This window comes from Streptomyces sp. NBC_01408, assembly GCF_026340255.1.
GTDB lineage: Bacteria > Actinomycetota > Actinomycetes > Streptomycetales > Streptomycetaceae > Streptomyces.
This window is the reverse complement of record NZ_JAPEPJ010000002.1, coordinates 1162490-1187968: the sequence shown is the minus strand read 5'-3', so window position 1 is coordinate 1187968 and position 25479 is coordinate 1162490. Positions and strand designations below refer to the sequence as shown.

The following is a 25479-nucleotide window of genomic DNA, read 5'->3' as shown; positions in this document are numbered from 1 at the left end:
ATTGTGGCGTAGGTCAACTAATTTATAACGGGGGGTGATGGTCATGCAGGCTGCCCAGACGCAGCGGAAATTCCGGGGCAAGAACAAGGCCCCGAAGTGGAAGAAGCCCGACGACGGGCAGGTGTCGGTGATGGTGCTGCCGCTGGCCGTCACCGACCCCGCCGAATTGGCCCGTGTCGAGAAGCTGTTCGGCGCGATGTGGTCGGTCAAGCGGGCCGTCCAGCGCGATGCCCGCGCCAAGGTCGATGGCTACTGGGCCGCCAAGCAGGAACGCGACGAACACGGCGCGAAGGTCGTACGGCAGCGCCTCGGCCTGTCCCGTGAGGCCTTGGAGCGCTGCGCCTACAAGCATCTCGAAGCGTCGGGGCACCTCAAGCACCACGCCTCCAAGGCCCTGGCCATGCACATTGCCGACGAGGTGTGGAACGGCGTCCAGCGCCACCTGTTCCCCGACGCCACCGGCAAACGGCATGGCCGCCCCAAGACGGGCCGCCGGCACGACTTCACCCGCATCCCCGGCCGCGCCCGCTCCCACACGACCGAACGCAAGTGGGAGACCTTCCGCCTGGTCGGCACCCTCCACGGCCACACCATGGCCTACACCGACGGCGGCCAGCACTCCCTTCAACAGCCCCTCCGGATGCCAGTGCCGGCGGCGCCGTCCGGCACCGTTCCCACCGGCAAGGCCACCACGTCCGGGAAGCCCGGCCGCCGGAAAGCGACCTGGTGGGACCACACCGGCCCGCTCGCCGTGATGTTTGCGGGCGGCCCCGAATCCGGACGGGGTGACCTCGTTCTGCCGGTGCGCATCCCGCAGCAGCCTGGCCAGTGGGCACGTGTCGAACACTGCCTCGCCAACCCCGGCCGCTGGCACAAGGTCGATCTCGTACGCCGCCGCAAGGCGTCCGCGCCGGGCGGCTGGGTATACGAGGCGCACCTGATGACCCTCGGCCCCGGATACACCGCCCCCGCCGTACGACAGATGCGTGAGCAGGCCGCCGCCCTGGACCGTATCGGCGGCGTGGACGGAAACGTCTCCAACGTCTCGATCGTCTCCCTGCCCTCCAGCCTGGACCCCTCCGAGGGTGCCCCGGCCTCCACCGAGATCACCCTCAGCCCGGAGGAACGGGCGCTGCTGGAGCGGGAAGCGAAGAGACGGCGCGACCGTGCGCGGGCGCTGGAGCGTTCCCGCCGGGCCACGAACACCGGGCAGTACGGGCTGTCGAAGAAGCAGGCCAAGCGCGCCGAGCGTCGGGCGGCCAAGGGCCTGGGATGCAAGGCTGTCACCGTTCCCGGTGGTGCCCGTGTCGCCCGCGTCGATGGCGTGCCCAAGCAGGCGTTCCGCCGAGACCGGCTCTCCACCGGCTACCGGGATCTGCGCGCCCGCCAGGCCGAACACGCCGCCTCGATGGCGGAGCACCGCCGTCACCGCGCCCGCCAGGTCGCCCGCGAGATCATCGCCGCCCACGGCGCCGTCCTCGTGGTCGAGGACTGCGACATCCGCACCTGGTACCGGCTCTGGGGCAAGCGCCTCTCCCAGACCACCCCCGGCCTGCTCATCGCCGCACTCGCCCGCGAATGCCAGGCATCGGGCGGCAGGCTCGTACGGGCCTCCACCTGGTCCACCGCGCTGTCCCAGCACTGCCTGTGCGGCGAGCGCGTCAACAAGTCGCTGCGGGAGCGCGAGCACAAGTGCATCGCCTGCGGCCTCGCCGGGAAGCGGGACCTTGTATCCGCCGCGCTGGCCGCGTTCGTCCGCTTCGCCGACGCGGATGACCCCAAGACCGCGTACCTGGACACCACCGCGTCCCGGCACGCACAGATCGTGTATGCAGAAGGGCTAGAAGAAGTCCTGCGGGAGTCAACCACACCTAGCCAGAACACCGCTTGCGGTGCTGGCCGCGTGGCAGTCCCACGGCAGCGCCGTGTGACCTCTGCTCCCCGAACTGCCGGACGGCGGTCCCGAGCGACCCCGGATGAGACACGCCCCAAGCGTGACCACGCCGGAAAGCCCGGACACCGCCCCGGCTGCAACCCGCAGCTCACCCTATGGTGAATTACGGATCAAGTCTTAGCCTGGGATCATGAAGTTCACCAAGCGGCTGCATTCCTGCGTCCAGCTGGAGAAGGACGGGCACACGCTCGTCATCGACCCGGGCGCCTTCAGCGAACCGGACGCGGGCCTGGGCGCCGACGCCCTGCTGGTCACGCACGAGCACCCCGACCACTTCGAGGAGGGCCGGCTGCGGGCCGCCCTCGACGCGAATCCGGCGGCGGCCCTGTGGACCCTGCGCAGTGTCGCGGAGAAGCTCGCCCCCGCCTATCCCGGCCGGGTGCACACCGTGGGCCACGGGGACACCTTCACCGCGGCCGGTTTCGAGGTGCAGGTGCACGGCGAACTGCACGCGGTGATCCACCCCGACCTGCCGCGGATCACGAACGTCGGCTACCTCGTGGACGGTTCGCTCTTCCACCCCGGCGACGCGCTGACCGTGCCCGACGCCCCGGTCGAGACCCTGATGCTCCCGGTGCACGCCCCCTGGAACAAGGTCTCCGAGGTGATCGACTACCTCCGCGAGGTCAAGCCGCGGCGCGCGTTCGACATCCACGACGCGTACCTGTCCGACATCGCCAGGCCGGTCTACGACACGGCGCTGGGCGCCCTGGGCGGCTCCGACCACGGCCGACTCACCGCCGGGGACAGCACCGAACTATGACTGTCGGTGGCGGGCGGTAGGTTGGGACGCATGCGTATCGCCACGTACAACGTCAACTCGATCACCGCCCGGCTGCCGCGCCTGCTCGCCTGGCTGGAGAGCTCCGGTACGGATGTCCTGTGCATCCAGGAGACCAAGTGCTCGGCCGAGCAGTTCCCGCACGCCGAGCTGCGCGAGCTGGGCTACGAGTCGGCCGTCAACGCCACCGGCCGGTGGAACGGCGTGGCCCTGCTCTCCAAGGTCGGCATGGAGGGCGTGGTGACGGGGCTGCCCGGCGGGCCCGACTACGAGGGCGTCCAGGAGCCCCGCGCGATCTCCGCGATCTGCGGCGGGGTGCGCGTCTGGTCGGTGTACGTGCCCAACGGCCGCGAGGTCGCGCACGACCACTACGGCTACAAGCTGAACTGGTTCCGCTCCCTGACCACCGCGATCGCCGAGGACGCGGCCGGCGCCCGCCCCTTCGCGGTGCTCGGCGACTTCAACGTGGCCCCGACCGACGAGGACGTCTACGACCCGGCCGTCTTCGCGGGCGCCACCCACGTGACCCCGGCCGAGCGGGCGGCCCTGGAGGCCCTGCGCGCCGCCGGGCTCACCGAGGTGCTGCCGCGCGCGCTCAAGTACGACCGCGCCTACACGTTCTGGGACTACCGCATGCTCGCCTTCCCCAAGAACAGGGGCATGCGCATCGACCTGGTGTTCGGCAACGAGCCCTTCGCCAAGGCCGTGACCGACGCCTATGTGGACCGCGAGGAGCGCAAGGGCAAGGGTGCCTCCGACCACGCCCCGGTCGTCGTGGACCTGGACCTGGACCCGCAGGCCCCGTAGGCCCCGTAGGCCGTGTCCGGGCGGACGCGACCGGCTCGGGCCGATCCAGGCGCGCCCTGTGGCCAGCCGGGGATCCTGGTGCAAGGCTGGGCGGTATGAACATCCCTTTCCTGGACAAGTGGCTGAACCGGCACGAAACGGAACAGGGTGCGGGGCTCGCCGCCGCTCTCGCGGAGGACCCCGAGGGTGTCGACGAGTTGTTCGCGGAGTGCGAGATGCTGCGCGACCAGGCGAGGGCGGCCGGCCTCGAACTCGACCAGAGCCCGGCCTCGTTGGAACAGCTCGACCAGCTGATGCCCCGCTGGCGGCGGGACCCCGAGGCGGTGCCGTGGCTGGGCAACGACGCGGGCTTCTACCTCGGGACCGTGATCATCAAGACCATCGCGGGCGCCGGCTGGCAGGTGTGGCCCAACGGTCAGCCGGTGATCCGGCTGGCCTCGGGCCGGGAGCTGAACGTGATCGAGTCGGGGGTCTCCTGGGCGATGACGGGGTCCCCCGAGCTCAGCCAGGCGTACGCGGAGGCCTCCGAAGGCTGATTCCCGTACGGCGCGATGAGCTTTATGTCCCCTTTAGGCGTGTCGAGGTGAAGTCCCCTTCCGGGGCTGGATAGTTTGCGCTGACCTCGACACACCGACAAGTGGGCAGGGCAGCGCATGGCCGTCGATCCGTTGATCGAGCTGCGGGACGTGAACAAACACTTCGGAGAGTTGCACGTACTCCAAGACATCAACCTCACCGTCGGCCGCGGGGAGGTGGTGGTGATCATCGGCCCCTCCGGATCCGGGAAATCGACCCTGTGCCGGGCGATCAACCGGCTGGAGACCATCGAATCGGGGACGATCAGACTCGACGGGCAGCCGTTGCCCGCCGAGGGCAAGGAACTGGCCCACCTGCGCGCCGAGGTCGGGATGGTCTTCCAGTCCTTCAACCTCTTCGCGCACAAGACCGTCCTCGCCAACGTGTCCCTCGCGCAGATGAAGGTCCGGGGGCGCAAGAGGGACGAGGCGGACAAGCGCTCGCGGGAACTCCTGGAACGCGTGGGCCTCGCCGACCAGGCCGCCAAGTACCCCGCCCAGCTCTCCGGCGGCCAGCAGCAGCGCGTGGCCATCGCCCGGGCCCTCGCCATGAACCCCAAGGCCCTGCTCTTCGACGAGCCCACGTCGGCGCTCGACCCGGAGATGATCAACGAGGTGCTGGAGGTCATGCGGCAGCTCGCCAGCGAGGGCATGACCATGGTCGTGGTCACCCACGAGATGGGCTTCGCCCGCTCCGCCGCCAACCGCGTCGTGTTCATGGCCGACGGCAGGATCGTCGAGGACCGGACTCCGGAGGAGTTCTTCACCGCCCCCGAGAGCGAGCGGGCCAAGGACTTCCTCTCCAAGATCCTGAAGCACTGAGGGGGCCGCCCGATGATCCCCGCCCCTGCTCCCGCCCCCGCCCTGGCCCCTGCACACGCCCTGGCCCCCGCTCCCGCCCGGGCTCTCGCGCCCGCCCTCGTACGCGCCCTCGCCCTCGTCCTGGTCCTGCTCGCCGCAGCGGTCGGCTGCGGCAAGCCCGGCAGCCCCCCGGTCAAGGGGCCGCAGCCCGAGGACCTGCCCGTCTACCAGGTCGACACCGGCTTCCGGCTGCCCGACTCGCCCACCTGGGAGCGGGCCAAGCGCCGCGGTCACCTCGTGGTCGGCGCCAAGGAGGACCAGCCGTACATGGGGGAGAAGGACCCGGCGAGCGGCCGCTACTCCGGCTTCGACATCGAGATCGCCAAGATGATGTCGGCCTCGCTCGGCTTCGACCCCAAGACGATCGAGTTCAAGACCATCGCCTCCGCCAACCGCGAGACGGCCCTGCAGAACGGCCAGATCGACTACTACGTCGGCACCTACACGATCAACGACAACCGCAAGAAGCAGGTCGGCTTCGCCGGCCCCTACTTCATGGCCGGCCAGTCCCTGCTGGTCCGCAAGGACGAGGAGGACATCAAGGGCCCCGAGGACCTCGCGGGCAAGAAGGTCTGCTCGGCCGCGGGCTCCACCCCGTACCAGCGGCTCCAGCGGGAGTACCCGGAGGCCGTCCTCGTCGCCTACGACACCTACTCGGTCTGCGTGGACAACCTGCTCACCCTCCAGGTCGACGCCGTCTCCACCGACGACTCCATCCTCCTGGGCTACGCGGCCAAGGTCCCCGAGGAGCTCAAGGTGGTCGGCAAGCCCTTCTCCGAGGAGCCCTACGGCATCGGCGTCCCGCGCGGCGACAACGCCCTGCGCTTCGCCCTCGACGACGCCCTGGAGGCGCAGGAGAAGAACGGCAACTGGCAGAAGGCCTACGAGGCCACGCTCGGCCTCTCCGGCGAGCCCGCCCCGACGCCGCCCGCCATCGACCGCTACCCGGCGAGCTGAGGGAGAGGGCACCGCCATGTACGTACTCACCGAGAACTTCGCGATCTACGGGAAGGGATTCCTCGGCACCGTCGAACTGACCGTCTACGCCTCCCTGCTCGCCCTGGTCCTGGGCTTCGTGATGGCCTCCTTCCGGGTCGCGCCCATCGGCTCGTTGCGGGTCTTCGGCACGGTCTGGGTGACCGTGCTGCGCAACACCCCGCTGACCCTGCTCTTCTTCGCCGTCCTGCTGGGCCTGCCCCGCTTCGGCCTGGTCCTGCCCTTCGAGGTCTTCGCCGTCCTGGCGCTGGGGTGCTACACCTCCGCCTTCATCTGCGAGGCGCTGCGCTCGGGCATCAACACCGTGCCCAAGGGCCAGGGCGAGGCCGCCCGCAGCCTCGGCATGACCTTCGACCAGACCCTGGGCGCGGTGGTCCTCCCGCAGGCCTTCCGCTCCGTCATCCCGCCCATCGGCTCCACCTTGATCGCGCTGGCCAAGAACTCCGCCATCGCCGGCGCCTTCAGCGTCAACGAGCTGCTCGGGACCTACAAGACCCTCAGCGAGCTGGGCTACAACATCATCTGGACCTTCGTCTGGATCGCCGTCGGCTACCTGATCATCACCCTGTCCATCAGCGCGCTCTTCAACGTGCTGGAAAAGCGCTACGGAGTCGCCCGATGACCGCGCACGCGCTCCACGGGGACACGGAGTCCACCGCCCTCTACGACATCCCCGGCCCGCGGGCCCAGCGCCGGCACTTCCTCTACGGGATCGCCTCCACGGTGGTGATCCTGGCCCTGGCCGGCTGGCTGCTCTACCTGCTCTTCGACACGAACCAGTTCACCGCCACCAAGTGGAGCCCCTTCACCTACGCGGGCATCCAGGAGCTCGTGCTCAGGGGCCTGGGCAACACCCTCAAGGCCTTCGCGTACGCCTCGGTGCTCTCCCTCCTGCTCGGCGCGGTGCTCGCCACCGGCCGGCTCTCGGTCCACCGGCCGGTGCGCTGGCTGGCCACGCTGTTCGTGGAGTTCTTCCGGGCCATGCCGGTGCTGGTGATGATCTTCTTCATCTTCGTCGCGCTGAAGGTCCAGCCGCTGCCCGCGCTGGTGGCGGGCCTGACCCTGTACAACGGCTCCGTGCTGGCCGAGGTCTTCCGCACCGGCGTCAACGCGGTGGACAAGGGGCAGCGCGAGGCGGCGTACGCGCTCGGCATGCGCAAGACGCAGGTGATGACCTACGTCCTCGCCCCGCAGGCGGTCCGCGCGATGCTGCCCACCATCATCAGCCAGCTGGTGGTGGCACTGAAGGACACCTCGCTCGGCTACCTGATCACCTACGAGGAGTTCCTGCACGCGGGCAAACTGATCGCCTCGAACCTCGACTACGACCTGCCCTTCATCCCCGTCGTGATGATCATCTCTCCCATCTACATCGGGATGTGCATGCTGCTCTCCTGGTTCGCCACCTGGGTGGCCAGACGGGAGCGGCGCAGCTACAAGACCAAGGCGGTCGAGGTGGCCCCCGCCGAACCGGGGACGGTGCTGCCGGGGAGGTAGCTCACAGGAGCCGTCCCGCCCGGCAGCAGCCGTGGATCACTGCTCGCGCAGCGGAACCGAGACGTACGAAGGATCGGTGCGCGGTGAGGAGAAGGTCAGCTGCGCGCCGGTGGGGTTGTGCTCGATGTAGAGCGGGTCGACGGTGTCGATGACGAGTGCGAGCCGGTGGCCCGCGGGTACGTCGTAGGCGGTGGAGAAGAGCTCCAGGTCCACGCCGAAGGCCTGCCCGGGGGTCTTGCCGTGGAAGGTGTACGGGGCGTTGCTGACCAGTTTGCCGATGCCCAGCGGGCCGACGTCGTAGAGGTACGCGACGAAGGTGCCGTCGGCCTTGGTGGGCGTGACGGTGGTGTGCAGTTTCACCGTGCCCCGCACGTGCCGGGCCTCCTCGTAGCGACCGGACTGCCAGACGGCGGCGAAGGCGCGGGGGAGGAGCGGTATCGAGGCGGCCGGGGGAGCCTTGGCGAACTGGTCGAGGATGCTGGAGAGGAAGAGGATGCCGCCGTTGGCGCCGGAGTCGACATTGGCGAAGAGGTGCTCGCTGTCGGAGAGCGCGAGTCTCTCGGAGCCTGCGGAGCCGACCGACTTCCAGTCGGCGTAGCCCTCGTAGCCGTCGGTGCTGCGGGACTTCAGCTGGACGGGGGCCTCGGTGTCGATCCCGTTGCGCTCGCCCTTGAGGTAGCGGTCGAACCAGCGGTGGGCGTTGGTCCAGGTGTCGTTGGGCAGGCCGAGCAGGCCGGAGGCCTCGGCGGTGGCGTGGTCGCCGGGGCGGAACTCCAGGCGCTTGGGGCCGGTGAGCTTCTCGAAGAACTCCGCGTACTGGTTGGGCGGGAAGATCGTGTCGCCCCAGGCGTTGCCCAGCATGATCGCGGCGCCGTTGGCGTTGATCCGGTCCACCTTCTCGGCGGCGGACCGCTTCTTCCCCCACTCGATCATCTGCGGCTCCCGGTCCAGCCGGGAGCCGAGGAAGTCGCCGAGGAGTGCCTGGAGTTCGGGGCCGGGCCGGCCGGTGAGATAGCCGGCGGCGCCGAGCATCCCGGCCGCCTGGAGGTGCTGGGTGCGGCCGGAGTAGATGGACTCGATGAGGTCGGCCCAGCCGCTGAGCGCGACCACGGCCTTGATGCGCGGGTCGTGCGCGGAGGCCAGCAGGCTGATGCCCGCGCCGTACGAGACCCCGCCCAGCCCGATGCGGTCCGCGTCGGCGGGGGTGTGGGCGAGGGCCCAGTCGATGACGGCGGAGACGTCGGCGATGTCCGGCGGGCCGGCCACCTCGATCTCGCCGCCGGAGAGCCAGAAGCCCCGGGAGGTGTAACTGACCACGACGTAGCCGGAGTCGGCGAGCTTCTTGGCCTGGGCGATGTATTCGATCTGCGGCATGCCCCAGCTGGTGGGCAGCACGATCAGCGGGTACTTCCGGCCGTCCACGGCGTCGGCCGGCGTGAAGACGTTGCCCTTGAGGGTGATGCCGCCGGAGCCCGGAATGTCGTGGAAGCGCAGTTCCGGGGAAGCGGCCGGGGCCGCTGCGCCGACGACGGCGGCGGGTGCGGGAGCCGCCTGTGCCTGGTGGGGGGCCAGGCCCAGGGCGGCTGCCGCCAGCAGAGCTGCCACGGCCGCGGCGGTGGTGGTGCGTTCCATCGGTCACTCCTCGCGTACGCCGGGGGTGTCAAAGTGACCCGACGGTAACGGGAGGGCCTTACTGGAGGTAACCCGCCAGTAAGTTACGTACTGGTAACAATTGAACAAGAGTCAAGTCGAGGGGCGGGCCGGCGGCCGGCCTTCAGCCGCTCTGGGCGCCGCCGGTCAGCGCGCTCTTGGCCTTCCAGTCGTCCCAGGACAGGTTCCACTCGCCGTAGCCGTTGCCCAGCTCGGCGTTGCCCTTCGAGCCCCCGCCGACCACCTCGAAGGGGTCGCCGATCTGGGACTGCGCGAAGAAGTCCTTCGCGTCGCCGTCGCTCATCCCCACGCAGCCCGAACTGGTGTTGGCGCGGCCGAAGCTGCCGGCGTTCCACGGTGCGGCATGCGCGTACATGCCGGACCAGGTGAGCCGCATCGAGTAGTCGACCATCTTGTCGTAGGCGTCGTCCAGGCCCACCGTCTGGGAGTCCATCCGGATGGTGCCCTCCTTCGTCATGATCACCATCTTCCCGGACCAGGAGGCCTTCTTGCCGCCGGGAGTGCCCGCCGAGACCGGGATCGTCTTGAGCGCCTGGCCGTCCTCGGTCACCGACATCTTCTTCGCGTCGAGGCTGACCTCGATCCGCCGGTCCTTGCCGATCTTGAACTCGGTGTTGTAGTCCCGGGCGAACAGGCCGCCGCCCTTGCCGGAGTCCACGCCGTTCAGGTTCATGTCGACCTTCACGTCGGTGCCGGACTTCCAGTACTCCTTGGGCCGCCAGTCGACGCGGTCGTTGCCGGAGTAGTCCTTCATCCAGCCCCAGGAGCCCTCGGTGTTGTTCGAGGTGGTGACCTTGAGCTGCTTCTCCACCTCGGCCTTGTTCGTCACCGGGTTGTCGAAGACGAGCGAGACAGGCATGGCCACGCCCACGGTGCTGCCCTTGGGCAGGTTGATCGAGACCTTGTTCACCTTGTCGGCGGGGCTGGTCTTGAACTGCGTGGTGGCGCTCTGGCTCTCGGTGTTCTGCGCCTCGACCTTGTACTCCGCGCCGGGCGCGGCGTTGCGCTCCGAGGTCCAGGTCTTCCCGTCGTCGGCTATCTTCCCCGGAAGCTCCGCGCCCTTGGCGTCGGTCACCTTCACCTGGGCCAGCTTGCCCTCGGCCACGGTCACCGTGACCGGCTCGCCCGCCTTCACCTGATCGCCCGTCAGGTTCACCGAGACCGCCATGTCGGACTTCGGCTTCAACTCGGCCTTGCCGTCGGCGGCGCCGCTCCCGCTCCCGCCCGAGCAGGCGGTCAGCGCGGCGGCCAGAAGTGCGGTACCCGCCATGGCGGTGCGGCGTATGCGGCTCAACGAAGGGCCCCTTCGAGTAGCGGTGGTATCAACCGTTTCGCACATGTAGATGCGAACGGCACGACTCTAGGTTGCGTAATCCGCAGAAAAGATCGTCCTTTCAGTTGTGACCTGGACCGCAGCAGAACGGTCATCGTCCGGTCACAATCGCCGCGCGCTTCGGTCACGGACGGCTGTGAGAGTCCTGTGCATCCCCGCCCAGGAGACGTACAGGAAGGCCGATCAGCCATGTGCGCACTGCTCGTGACCCCCGCCCAGCGGCACCAGGACCAAGAGCTGACGGTGCGTTCCCTGTCCGTCCCCGAATACCGGGAATTCCTCGGCCGGCACGGCAGGGCGAGCTTTCTCCAGTACCCCTCCTGGGCCGGAGTAAAGGACCTTTGGCGCTCGGAAAGGGTCGGATGGCACTACCCCGGCGGGGAGATCGAGGGTGCCGGGCTCGTGCTCTACCGCCAATTCCCCGGCACCCGTAAATACTTCGCCTATCTGCCCGAAGGTCCCGTCGCCGACTGGTCCGACCCGCGCATCGACCGCTGGCTCGACCCGTTCATCCGCCACCTGCGCGCATCCGGCGCCTTCGCCGTCCGCATGGGTCCCACCCCCGCCTACCGCCGCTGGGACGCCGCCACCGCCAAGTCCGCCACCGGGCCAGGACGGCAGATATCCGACGTGCTGGCCACCGAGGTCGACCCGGTCGGCGCGGCGCTCGCCGACCGGCTGCGCACCCGGGGCTGGAAGCGGTGCGGCGGCGAGAGCGACGGCGACGCCCAGCCCCGCCACGTCTTCCGCGTACCACTGGCGGGCCGCTCCCTCGACGACCTGTGGTCCGGACTGAACCAGGAGTGGCGGCGCAATGTGCGCAAGGCCACGAAGGCCGGTGTGGAGACGGTCGTCGGCACCGCCGCAGACCTCCCCGAGTTCTACCGGCTGCTGCGGATCACCGAGGAGCGCGACGGCTTCCGGCTCGGCCGCTCCCTCGCGTACTACGAGCAGCAGTACGCGGTCCTCAACGCCGAGGAGCCCGGCCGGATGCGGCTCTACCTGGGCGTCCACCAGGGCGAGGTCCTCGCCGCGCACACGATGATCGTGGCCGGCAGCCGGGTCTGGTACCAGACCGGCGCCTCCGCCGACCACCGCCGCGAGGTGCGGCCCAGCAACGCCCTGCAGTGGCGCATGATGTGCGACGCCCACGCCCTCGGCGCGGAGGAGTACGACATGCGCGGGGTACCCTCCACCCTTGACCCCGACGACCGTTCCTTCGGGCTGCTGCGCTGGAAGCTCGGCACCGGCGGACAGATCGTCGAGACGCTCGGCGAGTGGGAGACCCCGATGGACGGATACGCCAACACGGCGCTCTACAAGGCCTTCCAGGCGTACCTGGCCCGCCGGTGAACCACGGCACCACGGCTACGGGTCCCTCTGCGGGCACGACGGCCACCGGGGCCGCGGCCACCGGGGCGGCGACGGACTCCACGGCAGCCACCGGTGCGGCGGCGGCTTCCGCCGCCGGGTCCGCGGCCGCCCGCGTCCCGGGCCCCGCCCCGTCCCCCGCCCCCGCACCGTCCCCCGCCCCGGCGAAGAGCTCGGTGCTGCGCAGCGGCGCGCTCATGGCGGCCGGTTCCGTGGTCTCGCGTGCCACCGGCTTCGTCCGCTCCGCCGTCGTCGTCGCCGCGCTGGGCACCGGACTGCTCGGCGACAGCTACGCCGTCGCCAACACCGTGCCGAACATCCTGTACATGCTGCTCATCGGCGGCGCGCTCAACGCCGTCTTCGTCCCCGAGCTGGTCCGCGCCGCCAAGGAGCACGCCGACGGTGGCTCCGCCTACACCGACCGGCTGCTGACCGCCTGCACGGTGGCGCTCCTGACGCTCACCGCCGTGGCGGTCCTCGCCGCCCCGCTGATCGTCTCCACCTACACCGACTACAGCGGGGCCCAGGCGAGCACCACCGTGGCCCTGGCCCGGTACTGCCTGCCGCAGATCCTCTTCTACGGGCTGTTCACCCTGCTCGGGCAGGTGCTGAACGCCCGCGGCCGGTTCGGCGCGATGATGTGGACCCCGGTCCTCAACAACTTCGTGATCATCGGTGTCTTCGGGCTCTTCCTCTACGTCTCGCACGACAGCCCGGCGGGTGCGGGCGGCCTGACCGCCGCCGACACCCGCCTCCTCGGCCTCGGCACCACCGCGGGCATCGTCGTCCAGGCCCTCGCGCTGATCCCCTCGCTGCGCGCCGCCCGCTTCCGCTGGCGCCCCCGCTTCGACTGGCGCGGCAGCGGCCTCGGCCGTCCGCTGCGCAACGCGGGCTGGCTGGTCCTGCTCGTCTTCACCAACCAGATCGCCTACTGGGTCGTCACCCGGCTCTCCACGACCACCGGAGCCAACGCCGTCGAGGCCGGCCTCGCGGGCGGCGCCGGCTACACCGCCTACAGCAACGCCTACCAGCTGTGGATCGTCCCCCAGGGCATCATCACCGTCTCCCTCGTCACGGCCCTGATGCCCCGGATGAGTTCGGCCGCATCCGACGGCGACCTCACCACCGTGCGCCGGGAGGTCTCGTACGCGCTGCGCTCCAGCGCCGCGCTGGTCGTGCCCGCCGCCGCCGTCTTCGCCGCCCTCGCCCCCTGGGTGATCGGCAGCGTCTTCGAGTACGGCCGCACTGGCGCCGCCGACATCGAGGTCATGGCGGGCATGCTCGTCGCCTTCGCCCCCGGCCTGATCGCCTTCTCCGCGCAGTACGTGCTCTCGCGCGGCTTCTACGCCCTCTCCGACACCCGCACCCCCTTCTTCCTCAACCTGGTCATCGCCGGGCTGAACGCCGCCCTGTCCGCCGCCGCGTACTTCCTGCTCTCCCCGCGGTGGGCGGTCACCGGCATGGCCGCGGCCTCCTCCGTAGCCTTCACCGCGGGCGCCGCCGTGACCGCGTACGCCCTCGCCCGCAGGCTCGGTCCCCGCGCGGGCACCCGTAACGAACGCCGCGCGACGGCCCTGCGCACCCACCTGCGCATGCTGGCCGCCTGCCTGCCCGCGGCCGCCGCCGGGTACGCGGCCGCCCACGCCGCCGACCCCTTCGGGAACTTCGCCGCGGCCGGGGCGGGAACCGCGGCGATCGCCCTGGTCGTCGTCCTCCTCGCCGGGCCATTGCGCCTGACGGAGATCACCGACCTGCTGGACTCCCTGCGGCGCAAGATCCGCCGTTAGCGGGAGGACAGGCCCACCGAACACCCTGGATACTGACCGGATGCCACGCGTACTGCTGATCGAGGACGACCCTTCCATCCGGGAGGGAGTGGGCCTGGGCCTGCGCCGCCGCGGCCACGAGGTCAGCGCCGCGGAGACCGGCGAGGCGGGCCTCGCCCTGATGGGGAGCTTCCGCCCCGAACTCGTCCTGCTCGACCTCATGCTGCCCGGGATGAACGGCGTCCAGGTCTGCCACCGCATCCGCGAGACCAGCGAGGTCCCGATCATCATGCTCACCGCCCGCGGTGACGACTTCGACATAGTCATCGGCCTCGAGGCCGGCGCCGACGACTACATCGTCAAACCCGCCCGCACCGAGGTCATAGAGGCCCGCGTCAAGGCGGTGCTGCGCCGCCTCCAGGACCCGGCCGGCAACCGCCCCGGGGTCGAGTCCCACGGCGAGCTGGCCATCGACCGCGCGGGACTGACCGTCGCCAAGAACGGCGAACGCGTCCCCCTGGCCCCCAGTGAGATCAAGCTCCTGCTGCACCTGTCGGCCTCGCCCGAGCAGGTCTTCTCCCGCCAGCAGCTCTTGGAGTACGTCTGGGACCACAGCTACCACGCCGACGCCCGGCTCGTGGACGCCTGCGTGCGCCGGCTGCGCCACAAGGTGGAGGACCCCGCGGGCAGCCCCCGTTACATCCAGACGGTGCGGGGCTTCGGCTACCGCTTCGGCCCCCTGTAGGCGTCCGTGCGACGCATCGCGCCCCTCGGCCTGCGCACCCGGCTGATCGCGGCCTTCCTGCTGGTCGCCGCGATCAGCGCGGTCACCACCGCCGCCCTCACCTACCAGCAGGCGCGCAACGCCATCCTCAAGCAGACCCAGGACACCGCCGTCAACACCCTGCGGGACCAGGTCGAGCAGCAGGAGATCCGCCTCCCCATGAGCCAGCAGGAGCTCCAGCGCGTCGTCACCGAACTCGGCAAGCGCGGCAAACCCCACCCGTGGATCGTCTTCGGCGAGTACGGCGGTTTCCGCACCTCCACCAACCCCGCCACGCCCACTTCCACGGTGATCACCGACAGCCTGCGCGAAAGGGTCCGCAGCGACCAGTACACCGCCTTCCAGCGCGTCGAGGACCAGCGCGGCAATTCCTGGCTCACCATCGGGGTCCCCGCCCTCTTCGAGCACAACGGCTACACCGAACCCACCGGGGCCGTCTTCTTCGCCAGCATCCCGCTCGCCACCGAGAAGCAGACCGTCCAGGCCATGGTCGACGCCGCCCAGCAGGGCGCCGTCCCGGGGCTGGCCATCGCCATCGTCCCCGCGCTGCTGGCCGCCCGCAGCGTGCTGAGGCCGGTCCGCGACATGCGCCGGGCCGCCCAGCGGCTGGGCCGCGGCCGCCTCGACACCCGCATCGAGGTCCGGGGCGCCGACGAACTCGCCGGACTGGCCCGCACCTTCAACGAGACCGCCCGCGCCCTGGAGCAGTCGGTGAGCGAGCTCCGGGACGCGGAGACCCGCGCCCGCCGCTTCGCCTCCGACGTCTCCCACGAACTGCGCACCCCCCTCGCCGGGATGCTCGCCGTCACCGAGGTCCTCGACGAGGACGCCGCGCGCCTGGACGCCGACACCGCCAAGGCCCTGCGCCTGGTGAGCGCCGAGACCGGCAAACTCGCCGTCCTCGTCGAGGACCTGATGGAGATCTCCCGTTTCGACGCCCGGGCCGCCGAGCTCAACCTCGACGACGTGGACATCGCCGAAGCCGTGCGCAAGACCCTCGAACGGCGCCACTGGGACGACGACCGCGTCGTCACCGAGCTGCCGTGCGGGGTACGCGCCCGGCTCGACCCGCGCCGCTTCGACGTGGTCCTCGCCAACCTCGTCGGCAACGCCCTGCGGCACGGCGGCGCCCCCGTACGCGTCACCGTGCGGACCGCACCGGGCGAGGACGGCGAACGGCTGCTGATCGACGTCGCCGACAGCGGGCCCGGCATCGCCCCGGAGGTGCTGCCGCACATCTTCGACCGCTTCTTCAAGGCCGACGCGGCCCGCACCCGCTCCGCCGGCAGCGGCCTCGGACTCGCCATCACCCTGGAGAACGTCCGCCTGCACGGCGGCACCCTCCGGGCGGGCAACGGCCCCTCCGGGGGAGCCCTCTTCACCCTCGACATGCCGCTGGAGGCCCGCGTATGACGGGGCGGAAGGCGAGGTCCCGGGCCGCGGCGGTCACGGCGGCACTGGCGGGCTGCGCCCTGCTGCTCGCCGGATGCGGGATCAAGACCACCGGGGTGATCGAGAGCGGCCATGCCGCCACCGTCAAGGCCCCCAGCGGCAAAGGCGTCGTCCTCTACTTCGTCTCCAAGGAGGGCGACCGGCTCGTCCCGGTCCCGTTCATGTTCGACGGCGGCTACACCATCGCGCCCTCGGCGCTCCTGCGGCTGCTGCTGGACGGCCCCATGGGGCCGGCTCAGGAGGCCGGGCTCACCACGGCGCTGCCCCGGCTGCCCGACGGGCAGGCGGAGGGGGCGTCGGTGGGCGAGTACACGTCGGACCACGGGATGACGGTCCGTCTGCCGTTCGCCGTGGGCAGCCTGTCGGAACTGGCCCGCAGCCAGTTGGTGTGCACCGTCGGCGTCTCCGTCGTGCCGGACGTCCTCAGCCCGGTCGTCCTGGAGGGCACCGACACCGCCCTCCCGGCCGCCCAGTGCAGGACGCGGCGCTGACGTGTGCGGGGCCGCTCGCCGGCCGCGCCCTTGCGTGCGGGGCCGCGCACCCGCCACCGTGACCCCATGGATCACGCCGCGGACGTCCCCGACGTCTTCGACCCCCGCATCTACGCCGAGGGCATCCCCCACGAGCGCTACCGGCTGCTGCGCGAGCACCATCCCGTGGCCTGGCAGCCGGAGCCCGAGATCGCGGGCTGGCCCGCCGGGCCCGGCTTCTGGGCGGTCACCCGGCACGCCGACGTCGTCCGCGTCCTGCGCGACCACCGCACGTACTCCTCCTGGCTGGGCGCCACCCAGATCCGCGACCCGGACCCGGCCGACCTGCCCTTCCTGCGCCGCACCATGCTCAACCAGGACCCGGCAGCAGCCTTCGGGGAGCACGGCCGGCTGCGCCGGCTCGTCTCCCGCGCCTTCACCCCGGCCCGCGTCGACGCCTTCGCCGGCCGGGTACGGGAACGCGCCCGCGCCCTGCTCGCCGCGTCGCGGGAGGGGGCCGAGGACGGCGCCGCCGACCTCGTGCGCACCGTCACCGACGAGTACGCCCTGCTGAACCTCACCGACCTGCTGGGCGTCCCCGCCGCCGACCGCGCCCTGCTGCTGGAGTGGACCGTACGGATCATCGGCTACCAGGATCCCGAGGACGCCCCGGCGCCGGTGCCCGGCCCGGACGGCAAGCCGCTCAACCCGCGCTCACCGGCCCTGCTCGGCGAGATGTTCGCGTACGCCCGCGAACTCGCCGCGCACAAGCTCGAACACCCCGGCGACGACGTGATGACGGCGCTCGCCCACGCCGGACTGGACCCGGCCGAACTGGAGATGTTCTTCTTCCTGCTGACCGTCGCGGGCAACGACACCGTGCGCAGCGCCGCTCCCGGCGGCCTGCTCGCACTCGCCCACGCCCCCGACGCCTACCGGCGACTCGCGGCGCGGGAGGTCCCGGTGGACGGGGCCGTGGAGGAACTCCTGCGGGTCCACCCGCCGGTGCTCAGCTTCCGCCGCACGGCCGCCGTCGACCACGAACTCGCCGGGCAGCGGATCCGGGCCGGGGACAAGGTCGTGGTCTTCCACGCCTCCGCCAACCACGACGAGCGCGTCTTCACCGACCCCGGCCGCCTCGACCTCGGCCGGACGCCCAACCCGCACGTCTCCTTCGGGGACGGCCCGCACGTCTGCCTCGGTGCCCACTTCGCCCGGCTCCAGCTGCGCACCTTCTACGAGGAGTGGTGCGCGACCATGCCCGTGCCGGAACCGGCGGGCCCGCCCAGGCGGCTGGTGTCGAACTTCATCAACGGGATCACGCGGCTGCCGGTTCGGGTGTCCGGGCCGGCCCGGTGACGTCCGCCACCAGCTCCGTCACATCGGGCCCGTAGGCATCGGAGTTGATCACCTTCAGGAGGAGGCAGAACGACGTGTTGCCGTATTTTCGGGCGAGGCGCTGGTGGTGCCGGGCGAGGTAGCGGGCTCCGGCCTGGTTGCTGTTGGCGGTCTGTCCGGACAGCAGGAACACCGGACGGGAGCCCTGACCGGTCGTCAGCCGCGCCAGCAGGACGTACTCGACCTGCCCCTTCACCCAGCGGTACGCCTCCCCGCCGATCCGGATGGCCGCGCGGTCCGGATGGCCCGACGGGAGGCCGACGTCAGTCTGTACTCCGGGCAGCATGGAGGCCAGGTGCGCGGTCGTCCGGACATTGGAGGTCGGCCCGCCGACGCAGAACTCGGCGCGTTCGCCGAAGCCCTGCCGGGCCGCGTCGTGGGTGACGATCTGGACGTTCGCCCCGCAGTCCTTGATCAGGGAGGAGATCTCCAGCAGGGCGAAGGCGTCGTTGCGGTGCAGGGACGAATCGGTGCCGCCCATCTGCCGGTTGACCACGAACAGGCAGTCGGAGCCGGTCGGCAGGCCGAAGAACGCCTGCTTGCGGCGGAGCGCGCGCCGCCAGAGGTAGGTCCGGGAGAACCAGCCGAGGCCGCCGCTGAAGGCGGTGGCTATCACCCCGAGCACGATGTTGCGCACGTCGTCGTTCATGCGCGGGATGCTAAGGCATCCGGTGCCCGGGGTCAGCGGCCGGTACCCGGCCGGCGCCCCGGGCCGTGAACGGCACGGCAGGGCCGACGTCCTGACGGGACGGCGGGGCGGCCGCTAGGCTCGGCGCACGCTGCCACTGGAGGTCCGGATGCACCGTTCCGCCGCCCGTACGCTACCGCTGCTGGCCGTCGCCGCCGCACTCGTCTCGACCGGGGCCGCCCCGCCTCCGGGCCCGGCCACCCCGGCCAAGGTGCCGGTGGCCACGGGCTACGGCGGGGCCGTCGCCAGTGTCGACGCCGACGCCTCCGCCGCCGGGATCGCCGTCCTGCGTTCCGGCGGCAACGCCGTGGACGCGGCGATCGCGACGGCCGCCGTGCTCGGGGTCACCGAGCCGTACTCGGCGGGCATCGGGGGCGGCGGCTACTTCGTCCACTACGACGCCGCCTCCCGCCAGGTGCGGACCATCGACGGCCGGGAGACCGCCCCGGCGACGGCCACCTCCGCCCTCTTCCAGGAGAACGGCCTCCCCATCCCGTTCGCCGAGGGCCAGACCAGCGGCCGCGCAGTCGGCGTCCCGGGCACCCCGGCCACCTGGAAGAGCGCCCTCGACTCCTGGGGCACCCGCCCGTTGCGCCAACTGCTCAAGCCCGCCGAGAAACTGGCCCGCGAGGGCTTCACCGTGGACGCCACCTTCCGGGCCCAGACCGAGGCCAACGAGGCCCGCTTCCGGGACTTCCCCGACACCCGCGAGCTGTTCCTGCCCGGCGGCGCCCTGCCCGTGGTCGGCTCCACCTTCAAGAACCCCGACCTCGCCGCGACCTACGCGGAACTCGGCCGAAAGGGGACCGGGGCCCTCTACCGGGGGCCGATCGCCGAGGACATCGTCCAGGCCGTCCGCAAACCCCCGGTCGACCCCGCCGCCACCCGCAACGTCCGCTCCGGCGACCTGACCACCGGCGACCTGCGCGCCTACGCGACCGAACGGCAGGACCCGACCCGGATCAGCTACCGGGGCCTGGACGTCTACAGCATGGCGCCGTCCTCCTCGGGCGGCACCACCGTCGGCGAGGCGCTGAACATCCTGGAGCGGACCGATCTCGGCGCCCTCTCCGAGACCCAGTACCTGCACCGCTTCATCGAGGCCTCACGGATCTCCTTCGCCGACCGGGGCCGCTGGGTCGGCGACCCGGCCGCCGAGGACGTGCCGACCCGGGAACTGCTCTCCCAGCGGTTCGCCGACTCGCGCGCCTGCCTGATCACCCCGGACCGGGCGCTGACCAGCCCGCTGGCCCCCGGCGACCCGCGGAACCCGGTGCCGTGCGCCACGACCGGGCGGGCCGCGCCGACCACCTACGAGGGCGAGAACACCACGCACCTGACGGTCGCCGACCGGTGGGGCAACGTGGTCTCCTACACCCTGACCATCGAGTCCACGGGCGGCAGCGCGATCACCGTCCCGGGACGGGGCTTCCTGCTCAACAATGAACTGACCGACTTCTCCTTCGCGCCGGCCGCCCCCGGTGTCCCCGACCCGAACCTGCCCGGACCCGGCAAGCGGCCGCGCTCGTCCATGTCCCCGACCATCGTGCTGGAGCACGGGAAGCCGGTCCTGGCGGTGGGCTCCCCGGGCGGAGCCACCATCATCACCACCGTCCTCCAGACCCTGACCGGACACCTGGACCGGGGCCTTCCGCTGGTCGACGCGATCGCCGCGCCCCGGGCCAGCCAGCGCAACCAGACCACCACCGAACTGGAGCCGGGGCTGTGGAACAGCCCGGTGCGCGCCGAACTGGAGGCCATCGGCCACGGCTTCCGGCTGAACCCCGAGATCGGCGCGGCCACCGGCGTCCAGCGGCTGCCGGACGGGCGCTGGCTGGCGGCGGCCGAGACGACCCGGCGGGGCGGCGGCTCGGCGATGGTCGTCCACCCGCGCGGGAACCCGTAACGCTCAGAGGGCGGTGAGGATCCGCGGGCCGTCGGCGGTGATCGCGACCGTGTGCTCCGCGTGCGCGGCGCGGCTGCCGTCGATGGTCCGCAGGGTCCAGCCGTCCGGGTCGCAGGTGTAGTCGTCGGTACCGCCCGCGATCAGCATCGGCTCGATCGCGAGGACCATCCCGGCGCGCAGCCTCATGCCGCGCCCCGCCGGGCCCTCGTTGGGGACGCCCGGGTCCTCGTGCATGTCGCGGCCGATTCCGTGGCCGCCGAAGCCGTCGGGGATGCCGTACCCGGCGGCGCGGCAGACCGTGCCGATGGCGTGGGCGATGTCCCCGATCCGGTTGCCGGGCAGCGCGGCCCCGATGCCCGCGGCGAGGGCCGCCTCGGCGGTCTCGATCAGCCGCAGGTCCGCGGGGCGGGCCCGGCCGACGGTGAAGCTGACGGCCGCGTCGCCGGCCCAGCCGCCGAGCTTCGCCCCGCAGTCGATGCTGACGAGGTCGCCGTCGCGCAGCCGGTAGCCGCCGGGGATGCCGTGCACGATCGCGTCGTTGACCGAGGCGCAGATCACGGCGGGGAAGGGCACCGGCGCGAACTGCGGCCGGTAGCCGAGGAAGGGCGAGCTCGCGCCCGCTTCGCGGAGCACCTCGCGGGCCGTCCCGTCCAGTTCCAGCAGGGAGACGCCGACCCGCGCCCGGTCCCGTACGGCGGCCAGGGCGTGGGCGACGACCCGGCCCGGGGCGCGCATCTCGTCGATCGACTGCTCTGTCTTGAGTTTCACCATGCCAATAACTATACCGGTATAACTTTAACGGGATAGTTATTGGGGGGCGGGGTAGTATGAGGTCATGGTCCGTACCCCTCTCACCCCCGAAGAGCGCGAGCGCGGCGAGCGTCTGGGCGCGCTGCTGCGCGAGGCCCGCGGCGGCCGCAGCATGGTCGAGGTCGCCGCCAGCGCCGGGCTCTCCGCCGAGACCCTCCGCAAGATCGAGACGGGCCGGGCGCCCACCCCCGCCTTCTTCACGGTCGCGGCCCTCGCCGAAGCGCTCAGCCTCTCCCTGGACGACGTACTGCGCCGCTGCGCCTTCGTCCCGGTCTGAGTCGTCCCGGTCTGAGCCGTCCCGTACGGACGGCCCGGCGGCCCGGCGGCCCGGCGGCCCGGCGTCCGAACGGCCCATCGGCAGGTGGGGACCGGCGGCGCGCGGGGCAAGCGTGAAGGCGTGTCAGCCAAGAACGCAGCGGAGCAACTCGGCCTCGGATTCGTCGGCGCCCTCCTCGCGGGCGGCCTGCTGCTCGCCGCCTGCGCCGCCCCCGGCGGGCGTACGGCCGCCCGCGAGCCGCTGAAGGACTGTCCGGCCTGCTCCGGCGACGGTTCAGCCGTCGGCCCGGGCCGGGTCGAACCCCTTGGCGATGAGCCGGACGGCTAGCGCCACCTCCCAGGCGAACACCGGGACGGCCGCGGCCGATCCCACCGCGGAGATCTGCTCGTAGAGCCCGAACGTCACGGCGACCGCCGAGGCGCATATCAGCGGGCCCCCGACCAGTCCCAGCACCGCGATGAACCGGGGCACGAGCCGCGAGCGGTACATCAGGTACGCCAGCAGTGCCGTGTTCAGGCCCAGGGCGAAGTTCGGCCCGAGCAGGAAGGTCCAGTCGTGCAGGGCCACGAGGGCCTGGTCGGCGCCCGCCGCGCCTGCCGCGCCTGCCGGGTCCTGGCGCAGCGTCACGAGAGTCAGGACGCCGAGGGTGCCGACGGTGATGACGACGGCCTCCAGGAAGCGGAAGCACACGTACCCCAGCGCCATCCCCTCGTGCCGCCTCTTGATGACGGGGAACAGTGCGACCCCGGTGCCGATGACGGCGGCCACGAGGACCAGTTCGCACAGGGCCCCGAGGAACGCCGAGGTGTCGGCGCCGGGGGCGAGGGTGCCCGCCGCCCCGTCCAGTACGGGCTGGTAGAGGGCCAGCCCCCCGATCGCGGCGACCTCGGTCACCAGGAACAGCACGCCCGCGACCGTCGCGGTCCTTCTGTCTGAGCTCATCTTCGGTCCTCTCGACCCACGAAGAGGTGTACGCCGTACACCTCGCGGCAACCGTAGGCGTACGGCGTACACTCGTCAAGCGGGATCAAGGGGAGTACCGATCGGTGTCCGGTCGGGAGGAGAGGTGCGACGACATGGCACAGCAGGCGGAGGCCGCCCGCCGGGCGCCGCTGAACCGGGAGCGGGTGCTGCGGGCCGCCGTCGCGCTCGCCGACGAGGGCGGCATCGAGTCGCTCAGCATGCGCAGGCTCGCCCAGGAGCTGGGCGTCGTGCCGATGGCCCTCTACAAGCACGTGGCCAACAAGGAGCAGCTCCTCGACGGCATGGTCGACGCGGTCGTGGCCGACATCGACCCCCCGGTCGGCGGCTCCGACTGGAAGGACGCGGTCCGCGGGCGCGTCCTGTCGGCCCGCCGGGTGCTCCTGAGGCACCGCTGGGCCTCACGGGTGATCGAGTCGCGGACCGGGCCGACCCCGGCCGTGCTGGAGTACCTGGACTCGATGATCGGCACGTTCCGGGACGGCGGCTTCTCGGTCGACCTCACCCATCACGCGATGCACGCCATGGGCAGCCGTCTGCTGGGCTTCAGTCAGGAGCTCTTCGACGACTCGGGAAGCGCAGGCGGCCCGGACGCGGGTGCGGGCGCGGGCACGGGCGCCGGGGCGGACGCGCTCGCCGCGATGGCGGCGAGGTACCCGAGGATCGCGGAGGTGGCCGCGGCAGCCGCCCATGACGGGGAATCCGCCGTCGGCCGGAGCTGCGACGACCAGTTCGAGTTCGAGTTCGCGCTGGACCTCCTCCTGGAGGGCCTGGAAAGGCTCCACCGACAGGGCTGGACCTCAGCGGGATCGCCTAGGGTCGGGGGATGACGGTGACTCCTCCCCTTCATAAATGAGGGGGCTTCTCGCTATGCCGGGTTGGCGTTGCGACGGACCAGCCCGGCCCGTAGAACGTTCAGGGCGCCCACCGTGTCCGCGTGCGCGGTGTGGCCGCACGAGACGCAGTGGAACCTCTCCTGTGTGGGCCGGTTCTCCTTGGCGACGTGCCCGCATTCGGGGCAGGTGCGGGAGGTGTTGCGGGGGTCCACGGCGATCACTTCCCGTCCGGCGCTCTCAGCCTTGGCGTGCAGGATCGTCAGGAACACCCCCCATCCGGCATCCGAGATCGAGTGGTTGAGTCCGGCCTTCGCGGCAGCCCCGTTGGGCAGGAAGCCGCCCGGCGTGGCGGGGTCGGGCTTCGGCGCGGGAGCCTTGACCATGTTGCGGATCTTGAGGTCTTCGTGCGCAATGAAGTCGTGTTCCCGCACGAGGTCGAGCGCGGTCTTGTGTGCGTGGTCCAGGCGCTGGCGGCGGACCTTGCGGTGCAGGGTGGCGACGCGTTCGACGGCGCGGCGGTGGTTGGCGGTGCGCTTGTCGCGGCGCACACGGGGGAATCGTGCGAGGGCTTGCTGTGCGGCTTCGAGCTTCGCGGCGGCCTTCCGGCCGTGGCGGGGGCTGGCGACATGCTCACCGCCCGAGGTGGTGAGGAACGAGGCTATGCCCATGTCGATGCCGACCACAGAGCCCGTCGCGGGCAGCGGCTCGGGGGCGGACTGCTCGGCGGTCAGGATGACGTACCAGCGTCGGCCTTCGCGCTTGACGCTGACGGTCTTGACCTTGCCGACCACCGGCCGGTGCTGGTTGACCTTCACGTACCCCACGCCCTGCAGACGGACGCGGGTCACCGGGTCGTGCGGGGTGGCATCCCACCGGCAGCCGTCCCCGTCCTTGGGAAAGTCGACCGTGTCGAACCAGCTCACCCCACGGAAGCGCGGGTAGCCCGGGGTCTCACCGGACTTGACGCGGCGGAAGAACGCGGCGAACGCCCTGTCGAGACGGCGCAGCGTCGCCTGCTGGGAGGAGAACGACCAGCGGCCCTGACGTTCCGGATCGAACGCCCGGATCTCCTTGAGCTGCACGGACTGCTGCCCGTACTTGACGCTCGTCTTCGACACGTGCCGCCAGGCGTCACGGCGTTCCTGCAACGCACCGTTGTAGAGCGAGCAGTGGTCGGCCAGCATCTCGCCCAGCGCGACCGTCTGGCCCGCGGTGGGCCGCATGAGGAACTTGTACGCACGGATCACCCGGCCCACCCCCTTCCACGCCGGTTCGCTTGGCCACAACACACTTGGCGGATGTCACCACGCTGGGAACCGGACCCCGATATCCGTCGAGGAAACCACGTCATCTACAACCTCCATGCCCACTTGGTGTTCGTCACCAAGTACCGGCGTGAGGTCTTCAACGAAGACATGCTGACCCGCTGCGAAGCGATCATGCGGGACGTCTGCGAGAAGTTCGAGGCCGATCTACGCGAGTTCAACGGCGAGGGCGACCACGTCCACCTGCTGGTGCACTACCCGCCGAAGATCGCCCTGTCCAAGCTGGTCAACACTCTCAAGGGCGTCAGCTCCCGATACCTACGCGCCGAGTACGCCGGCCGGATCAACCGCATCGGCATGGGCTCGGTGTTCTGGGCGCCCTCGTACTTCGTGGGCTCCTGTGGCGGCGCACCGCTGAGCATCGTCCAGGAGTACATCGAGAACCAGAAACGGCCCGTCTGACCGCCACCTCGCAGCCGCGGAGAACTCCGCCGCTTCGCGGCTCTGAGCCAAGGAGGCATTCCCGCCCGGCCCGAAGGCCGGGATTCCCTGCGAAGATTCAGAGATGGAGGAACTCGGCAGGGCGCGGTACGTCAGCCTCACCACCTACCGCAAGGACGGCACGCCCGTCGCCACCCCGGTCTGGGCGGTGGCCGACGGCGGTGAGCTGTACGTGTGGACGCGCAGCGACTCGTGGAAGGTCAAGCGGATCCGCCGCGACGGTCGGGTCACCGTGACCGTCTGTGATGTGCGCGGACGCGTCGAGGAGGGCGCGGCCGTCCGGGAGGGGCGGGCCCGGCTGCTGGACGAGGAGGGGCTGCGGCGGGTGCGCAGGCTGATGTCGCGCAAGTACACCTGGCAGTTCTGGATGGTGGACGTGCCCGCCACGCTGTGGCGCCGGGGCGTGCGGCCGCACACCGGTATCGCCGTCAAGCTTTGAGACTCCCGTAGCCCGCCCGTAACACGGCTGGGATCCAATGCGGTCATGGAGACCGCGACT

26 protein-coding genes are annotated in these 25479 nt (G+C 71.2%); 20 read left to right on the top strand and 6 right to left on the bottom strand.

What is annotated here, in order from left to right:
* Window positions 1–43 precede the first annotated feature (43 nt).
* The 8 genes from OG447_RS27515 to OG447_RS27480 all read left to right on the top strand — a co-directional run bounded on the left by OG447_RS27515 (window position 44) and on the right by OG447_RS27480 (window position 7471).
* Window positions 44–2056: a transposase gene (locus tag OG447_RS27515; RefSeq protein ID WP_266940017.1), complete on the top strand. Its 2013-nt coding sequence runs from the start codon at window positions 44–46 to the stop codon at window positions 2054–2056.
* 28 nt (window positions 2057–2084) lie between these two features.
* Window positions 2085–2717: an MBL fold metallo-hydrolase gene (locus OG447_RS27510; protein ID WP_266940016.1), complete on the top strand. Its 633-nt coding sequence runs from the start codon at window positions 2085–2087 to the stop codon at window positions 2715–2717.
* A 30-nt stretch (window positions 2718–2747) separates the two neighbouring features.
* Window positions 2748–3542, top strand: coding sequence for an exodeoxyribonuclease III (locus tag OG447_RS27505; protein ID WP_266940015.1), 795 nt, complete (start codon window positions 2748–2750; stop codon window positions 3540–3542).
* 95 nt (window positions 3543–3637) lie between these two features.
* Entirely contained in the window at window positions 3638–4078 is a 441-nt protein-coding gene (locus tag OG447_RS27500; protein ID WP_266940014.1) for a DUF6278 family protein, read from the top strand.
* A gap of 117 nt (window positions 4079–4195) precedes the next feature.
* A complete protein-coding gene (locus OG447_RS27495) occupies window positions 4196–4939 on the top strand; it encodes an amino acid ABC transporter ATP-binding protein (protein WP_266940013.1) in 744 nt (247 codons plus the stop codon).
* Between the two features lie 12 nt (window positions 4940–4951).
* Window positions 4952–5935: a glutamate ABC transporter substrate-binding protein gene (locus OG447_RS27490; protein WP_266940012.1), complete on the top strand. Its 984-nt coding sequence runs from the start codon at window positions 4952–4954 to the stop codon at window positions 5933–5935.
* A gap of 16 nt (window positions 5936–5951) precedes the next feature.
* Window positions 5952–6596, top strand: coding sequence for an amino acid ABC transporter permease (locus OG447_RS27485; RefSeq protein WP_266940011.1), 645 nt, complete (start codon window positions 5952–5954; stop codon window positions 6594–6596).
* On the top strand, window positions 6593–7471 hold the full coding sequence (locus tag OG447_RS27480) for an amino acid ABC transporter permease (RefSeq protein WP_266940010.1): 879 nt from the start codon (window positions 6593–6595) through the stop codon (window positions 7469–7471). The genes OG447_RS27485 and OG447_RS27480 overlap by 4 nt, the downstream gene beginning before the upstream one ends.
* 36 nt (window positions 7472–7507) lie before the next feature.
* Here OG447_RS27480 and OG447_RS27475 read toward each other — a convergent pair whose 3' ends face one another.
* Both OG447_RS27475 and OG447_RS27470 read right to left on the bottom strand, forming a co-directional pair.
* Window positions 7508–9103: a CocE/NonD family hydrolase gene (locus OG447_RS27475; protein WP_266940008.1), complete on the bottom strand. Its 1596-nt coding sequence runs from the start codon at window positions 9101–9103 to the stop codon at window positions 7508–7510.
* 142 nt (window positions 9104–9245) lie between these two features.
* Window positions 9246–10412: an Ig-like domain-containing protein gene (locus tag OG447_RS27470; protein WP_266940174.1), complete on the bottom strand. Its 1167-nt coding sequence runs from the start codon at window positions 10410–10412 to the stop codon at window positions 9246–9248.
* A gap of 252 nt (window positions 10413–10664) precedes the next feature.
* Between OG447_RS27470 and OG447_RS27465 the strand changes: the two genes are divergently transcribed.
* From OG447_RS27465 to OG447_RS27440, 6 genes are all read left to right on the top strand, one after another.
* The gene (locus OG447_RS27465; protein WP_266940007.1) at window positions 10665–11828 is read left to right on the top strand and encodes a peptidoglycan bridge formation glycyltransferase FemA/FemB family protein; all 1164 of its coding nucleotides are present in this window, start codon (window positions 10665–10667) and stop codon (window positions 11826–11828) included.
* Window positions 11829–12022: 194 nt separating this feature from the next.
* Window positions 12023–13633 (top strand): murein biosynthesis integral membrane protein MurJ, encoded by a 1611-nt coding sequence (murJ, locus tag OG447_RS27460; protein ID WP_266940173.1) that lies wholly within the window; start codon window positions 12023–12025, stop codon window positions 13631–13633.
* A 40-nt stretch (window positions 13634–13673) separates the two neighbouring features.
* Entirely contained in the window at window positions 13674–14357 is a 684-nt protein-coding gene (locus OG447_RS27455) for a response regulator transcription factor (protein ID WP_266940006.1), read from the top strand.
* Window positions 14358–14363: 6 nt separating this feature from the next.
* Complete coding sequence (locus OG447_RS27450; protein ID WP_266940005.1) at window positions 14364–15809, top strand: HAMP domain-containing sensor histidine kinase; 1446 nt, start codon at window positions 14364–14366, stop codon at window positions 15807–15809.
* Complete coding sequence (locus OG447_RS27445) at window positions 15806–16339, top strand: hypothetical protein (protein ID WP_266940004.1); 534 nt, start codon at window positions 15806–15808, stop codon at window positions 16337–16339. The genes OG447_RS27450 and OG447_RS27445 overlap by 4 nt, the downstream gene beginning before the upstream one ends.
* A gap of 66 nt (window positions 16340–16405) precedes the next feature.
* Window positions 16406–17677, top strand: coding sequence for a cytochrome P450 (locus OG447_RS27440; RefSeq protein ID WP_266940003.1), 1272 nt, complete (start codon window positions 16406–16408; stop codon window positions 17675–17677).
* On the opposite strand, the gene OG447_RS27435 is transcribed toward OG447_RS27440, so the two are convergent.
* Window positions 17637–18365, bottom strand: a complete 729-nt coding sequence (locus OG447_RS27435; protein WP_266940002.1) for a hypothetical protein — start codon at window positions 18363–18365, stop codon at window positions 17637–17639. The two genes, OG447_RS27440 and OG447_RS27435, sit on opposite strands and share 41 nt — an antisense overlap.
* Window positions 18366–18513: 148 nt before the next feature.
* Between OG447_RS27435 and ggt the strand changes: the two genes are divergently transcribed.
* A complete protein-coding gene (gene ggt, locus OG447_RS27430) occupies window positions 18514–20310 on the top strand; it encodes a gamma-glutamyltransferase (RefSeq protein ID WP_266940001.1) in 1797 nt (598 codons plus the stop codon).
* A gap of 3 nt (window positions 20311–20313) precedes the next feature.
* Here the strand turns inward: ggt and map are convergent, their stop codons facing one another.
* Window positions 20314–21081, bottom strand: coding sequence for a type I methionyl aminopeptidase (gene map, locus OG447_RS27425; RefSeq protein WP_266940000.1), 768 nt, complete (start codon window positions 21079–21081; stop codon window positions 20314–20316).
* A gap of 64 nt (window positions 21082–21145) precedes the next feature.
* On the opposite strand from map, the gene OG447_RS27420 reads away from it, so the two are divergent.
* Window positions 21146–21397: a helix-turn-helix domain-containing protein gene (locus tag OG447_RS27420; RefSeq protein ID WP_266939999.1), complete on the top strand. Its 252-nt coding sequence runs from the start codon at window positions 21146–21148 to the stop codon at window positions 21395–21397.
* A gap of 120 nt (window positions 21398–21517) precedes the next feature.
* Window positions 21518–21724 carry a hypothetical protein gene (locus tag OG447_RS27415; RefSeq protein WP_266939998.1) on the top strand — a complete coding sequence of 69 codons (207 nt, stop codon included), beginning with the start codon at window positions 21518–21520 and terminating at the stop codon, window positions 21722–21724.
* Here OG447_RS27415 and OG447_RS27410 read toward each other — a convergent pair.
* Window positions 21671–22339, bottom strand: coding sequence for a DUF4386 domain-containing protein (locus OG447_RS27410; protein ID WP_266939997.1), 669 nt, complete (start codon window positions 22337–22339; stop codon window positions 21671–21673). The two genes, OG447_RS27415 and OG447_RS27410, sit on opposite strands and share 54 nt — an antisense overlap.
* Window positions 22340–22473: 134 nt before the next feature.
* Between OG447_RS27410 and OG447_RS27405 the strand changes: the two genes are divergently transcribed.
* Window positions 22474–23208: a TetR/AcrR family transcriptional regulator C-terminal domain-containing protein gene (locus OG447_RS27405; RefSeq protein ID WP_266939996.1), complete on the top strand. Its 735-nt coding sequence runs from the start codon at window positions 22474–22476 to the stop codon at window positions 23206–23208.
* A gap of 38 nt (window positions 23209–23246) precedes the next feature.
* Here the strand turns inward: OG447_RS27405 and OG447_RS27400 are convergent, their stop codons facing one another.
* Window positions 23247–24461 (bottom strand): transposase, encoded by a 1215-nt coding sequence (locus OG447_RS27400; RefSeq protein WP_266939995.1) that lies wholly within the window; start codon window positions 24459–24461, stop codon window positions 23247–23249.
* 51 nt (window positions 24462–24512) lie between these two features.
* On the opposite strand from OG447_RS27400, the gene tnpA reads away from it, so the two are divergent.
* Both tnpA and OG447_RS27390 read left to right on the top strand, forming a co-directional pair.
* Window positions 24513–24941, top strand: coding sequence for an IS200/IS605 family transposase (tnpA, locus tag OG447_RS27395; RefSeq protein ID WP_266939993.1), 429 nt, complete (start codon window positions 24513–24515; stop codon window positions 24939–24941).
* 103 nt (window positions 24942–25044) lie between these two features.
* On the top strand, window positions 25045–25419 hold the full coding sequence (locus tag OG447_RS27390) for a PPOX class F420-dependent oxidoreductase (protein ID WP_266939992.1): 375 nt from the start codon (window positions 25045–25047) through the stop codon (window positions 25417–25419).
* Window positions 25420–25479 lie beyond the last annotated feature (60 nt).

Coding starts and splice junctions, on each gene's coding strand:
- OG447_RS27405 (WP_266939996.1), top strand. CDS start 22,474: ATGGCACAGCAGGCGGAGGCCGCCCGCCGGGCGCCGCTGAACCGGGAG.
- ggt (WP_266940001.1), top strand. CDS start 18,514: ATGCACCGTTCCGCCGCCCGTACGCTACCGCTGCTGGCCGTCGCCGCC.
- OG447_RS27445 (WP_266940004.1), top strand. CDS start 15,806: ATGACGGGGCGGAAGGCGAGGTCCCGGGCCGCGGCGGTCACGGCGGCA.
- OG447_RS27435 (WP_266940002.1), bottom strand. CDS start 18,365: ATGAACGACGACGTGCGCAACATCGTGCTCGGGGTGATAGCCACCGCC.
- OG447_RS27495 (WP_266940013.1), top strand. CDS start 4,196: ATGGCCGTCGATCCGTTGATCGAGCTGCGGGACGTGAACAAACACTTC.
- OG447_RS27420 (WP_266939999.1), top strand. CDS start 21,146: ATGGTCCGTACCCCTCTCACCCCCGAAGAGCGCGAGCGCGGCGAGCGT.
- OG447_RS27485 (WP_266940011.1), top strand. CDS start 5,952: ATGTACGTACTCACCGAGAACTTCGCGATCTACGGGAAGGGATTCCTC.
- OG447_RS27455 (WP_266940006.1), top strand. CDS start 13,674: ATGCCACGCGTACTGCTGATCGAGGACGACCCTTCCATCCGGGAGGGA.
- tnpA (WP_266939993.1), top strand. CDS start 24,513: ATGTCACCACGCTGGGAACCGGACCCCGATATCCGTCGAGGAAACCAC.
- OG447_RS27440 (WP_266940003.1), top strand. CDS start 16,406: ATGGATCACGCCGCGGACGTCCCCGACGTCTTCGACCCCCGCATCTAC.
- OG447_RS27465 (WP_266940007.1), top strand. CDS start 10,665: ATGTGCGCACTGCTCGTGACCCCCGCCCAGCGGCACCAGGACCAAGAG.
- OG447_RS27390 (WP_266939992.1), top strand. CDS start 25,045: ATGGAGGAACTCGGCAGGGCGCGGTACGTCAGCCTCACCACCTACCGC.
- OG447_RS27470 (WP_266940174.1), bottom strand. CDS start 10,412: ATGGCGGGTACCGCACTTCTGGCCGCCGCGCTGACCGCCTGCTCGGGC.
- OG447_RS27475 (WP_266940008.1), bottom strand. CDS start 9,103: ATGGAACGCACCACCACCGCCGCGGCCGTGGCAGCTCTGCTGGCGGCA.
- OG447_RS27480 (WP_266940010.1), top strand. CDS start 6,593: ATGACCGCGCACGCGCTCCACGGGGACACGGAGTCCACCGCCCTCTAC.
- map (WP_266940000.1), bottom strand. CDS start 21,081: ATGGTGAAACTCAAGACAGAGCAGTCGATCGACGAGATGCGCGCCCCG.
- OG447_RS27490 (WP_266940012.1), top strand. CDS start 4,952: ATGATCCCCGCCCCTGCTCCCGCCCCCGCCCTGGCCCCTGCACACGCC.
- OG447_RS27500 (WP_266940014.1), top strand. CDS start 3,638: ATGAACATCCCTTTCCTGGACAAGTGGCTGAACCGGCACGAAACGGAA.
- OG447_RS27505 (WP_266940015.1), top strand. CDS start 2,748: ATGCGTATCGCCACGTACAACGTCAACTCGATCACCGCCCGGCTGCCG.
- OG447_RS27410 (WP_266939997.1), bottom strand. CDS start 22,339: ATGAGCTCAGACAGAAGGACCGCGACGGTCGCGGGCGTGCTGTTCCTG.
- OG447_RS27510 (WP_266940016.1), top strand. CDS start 2,085: ATGAAGTTCACCAAGCGGCTGCATTCCTGCGTCCAGCTGGAGAAGGAC.
- OG447_RS27515 (WP_266940017.1), top strand. CDS start 44: ATGCAGGCTGCCCAGACGCAGCGGAAATTCCGGGGCAAGAACAAGGCC.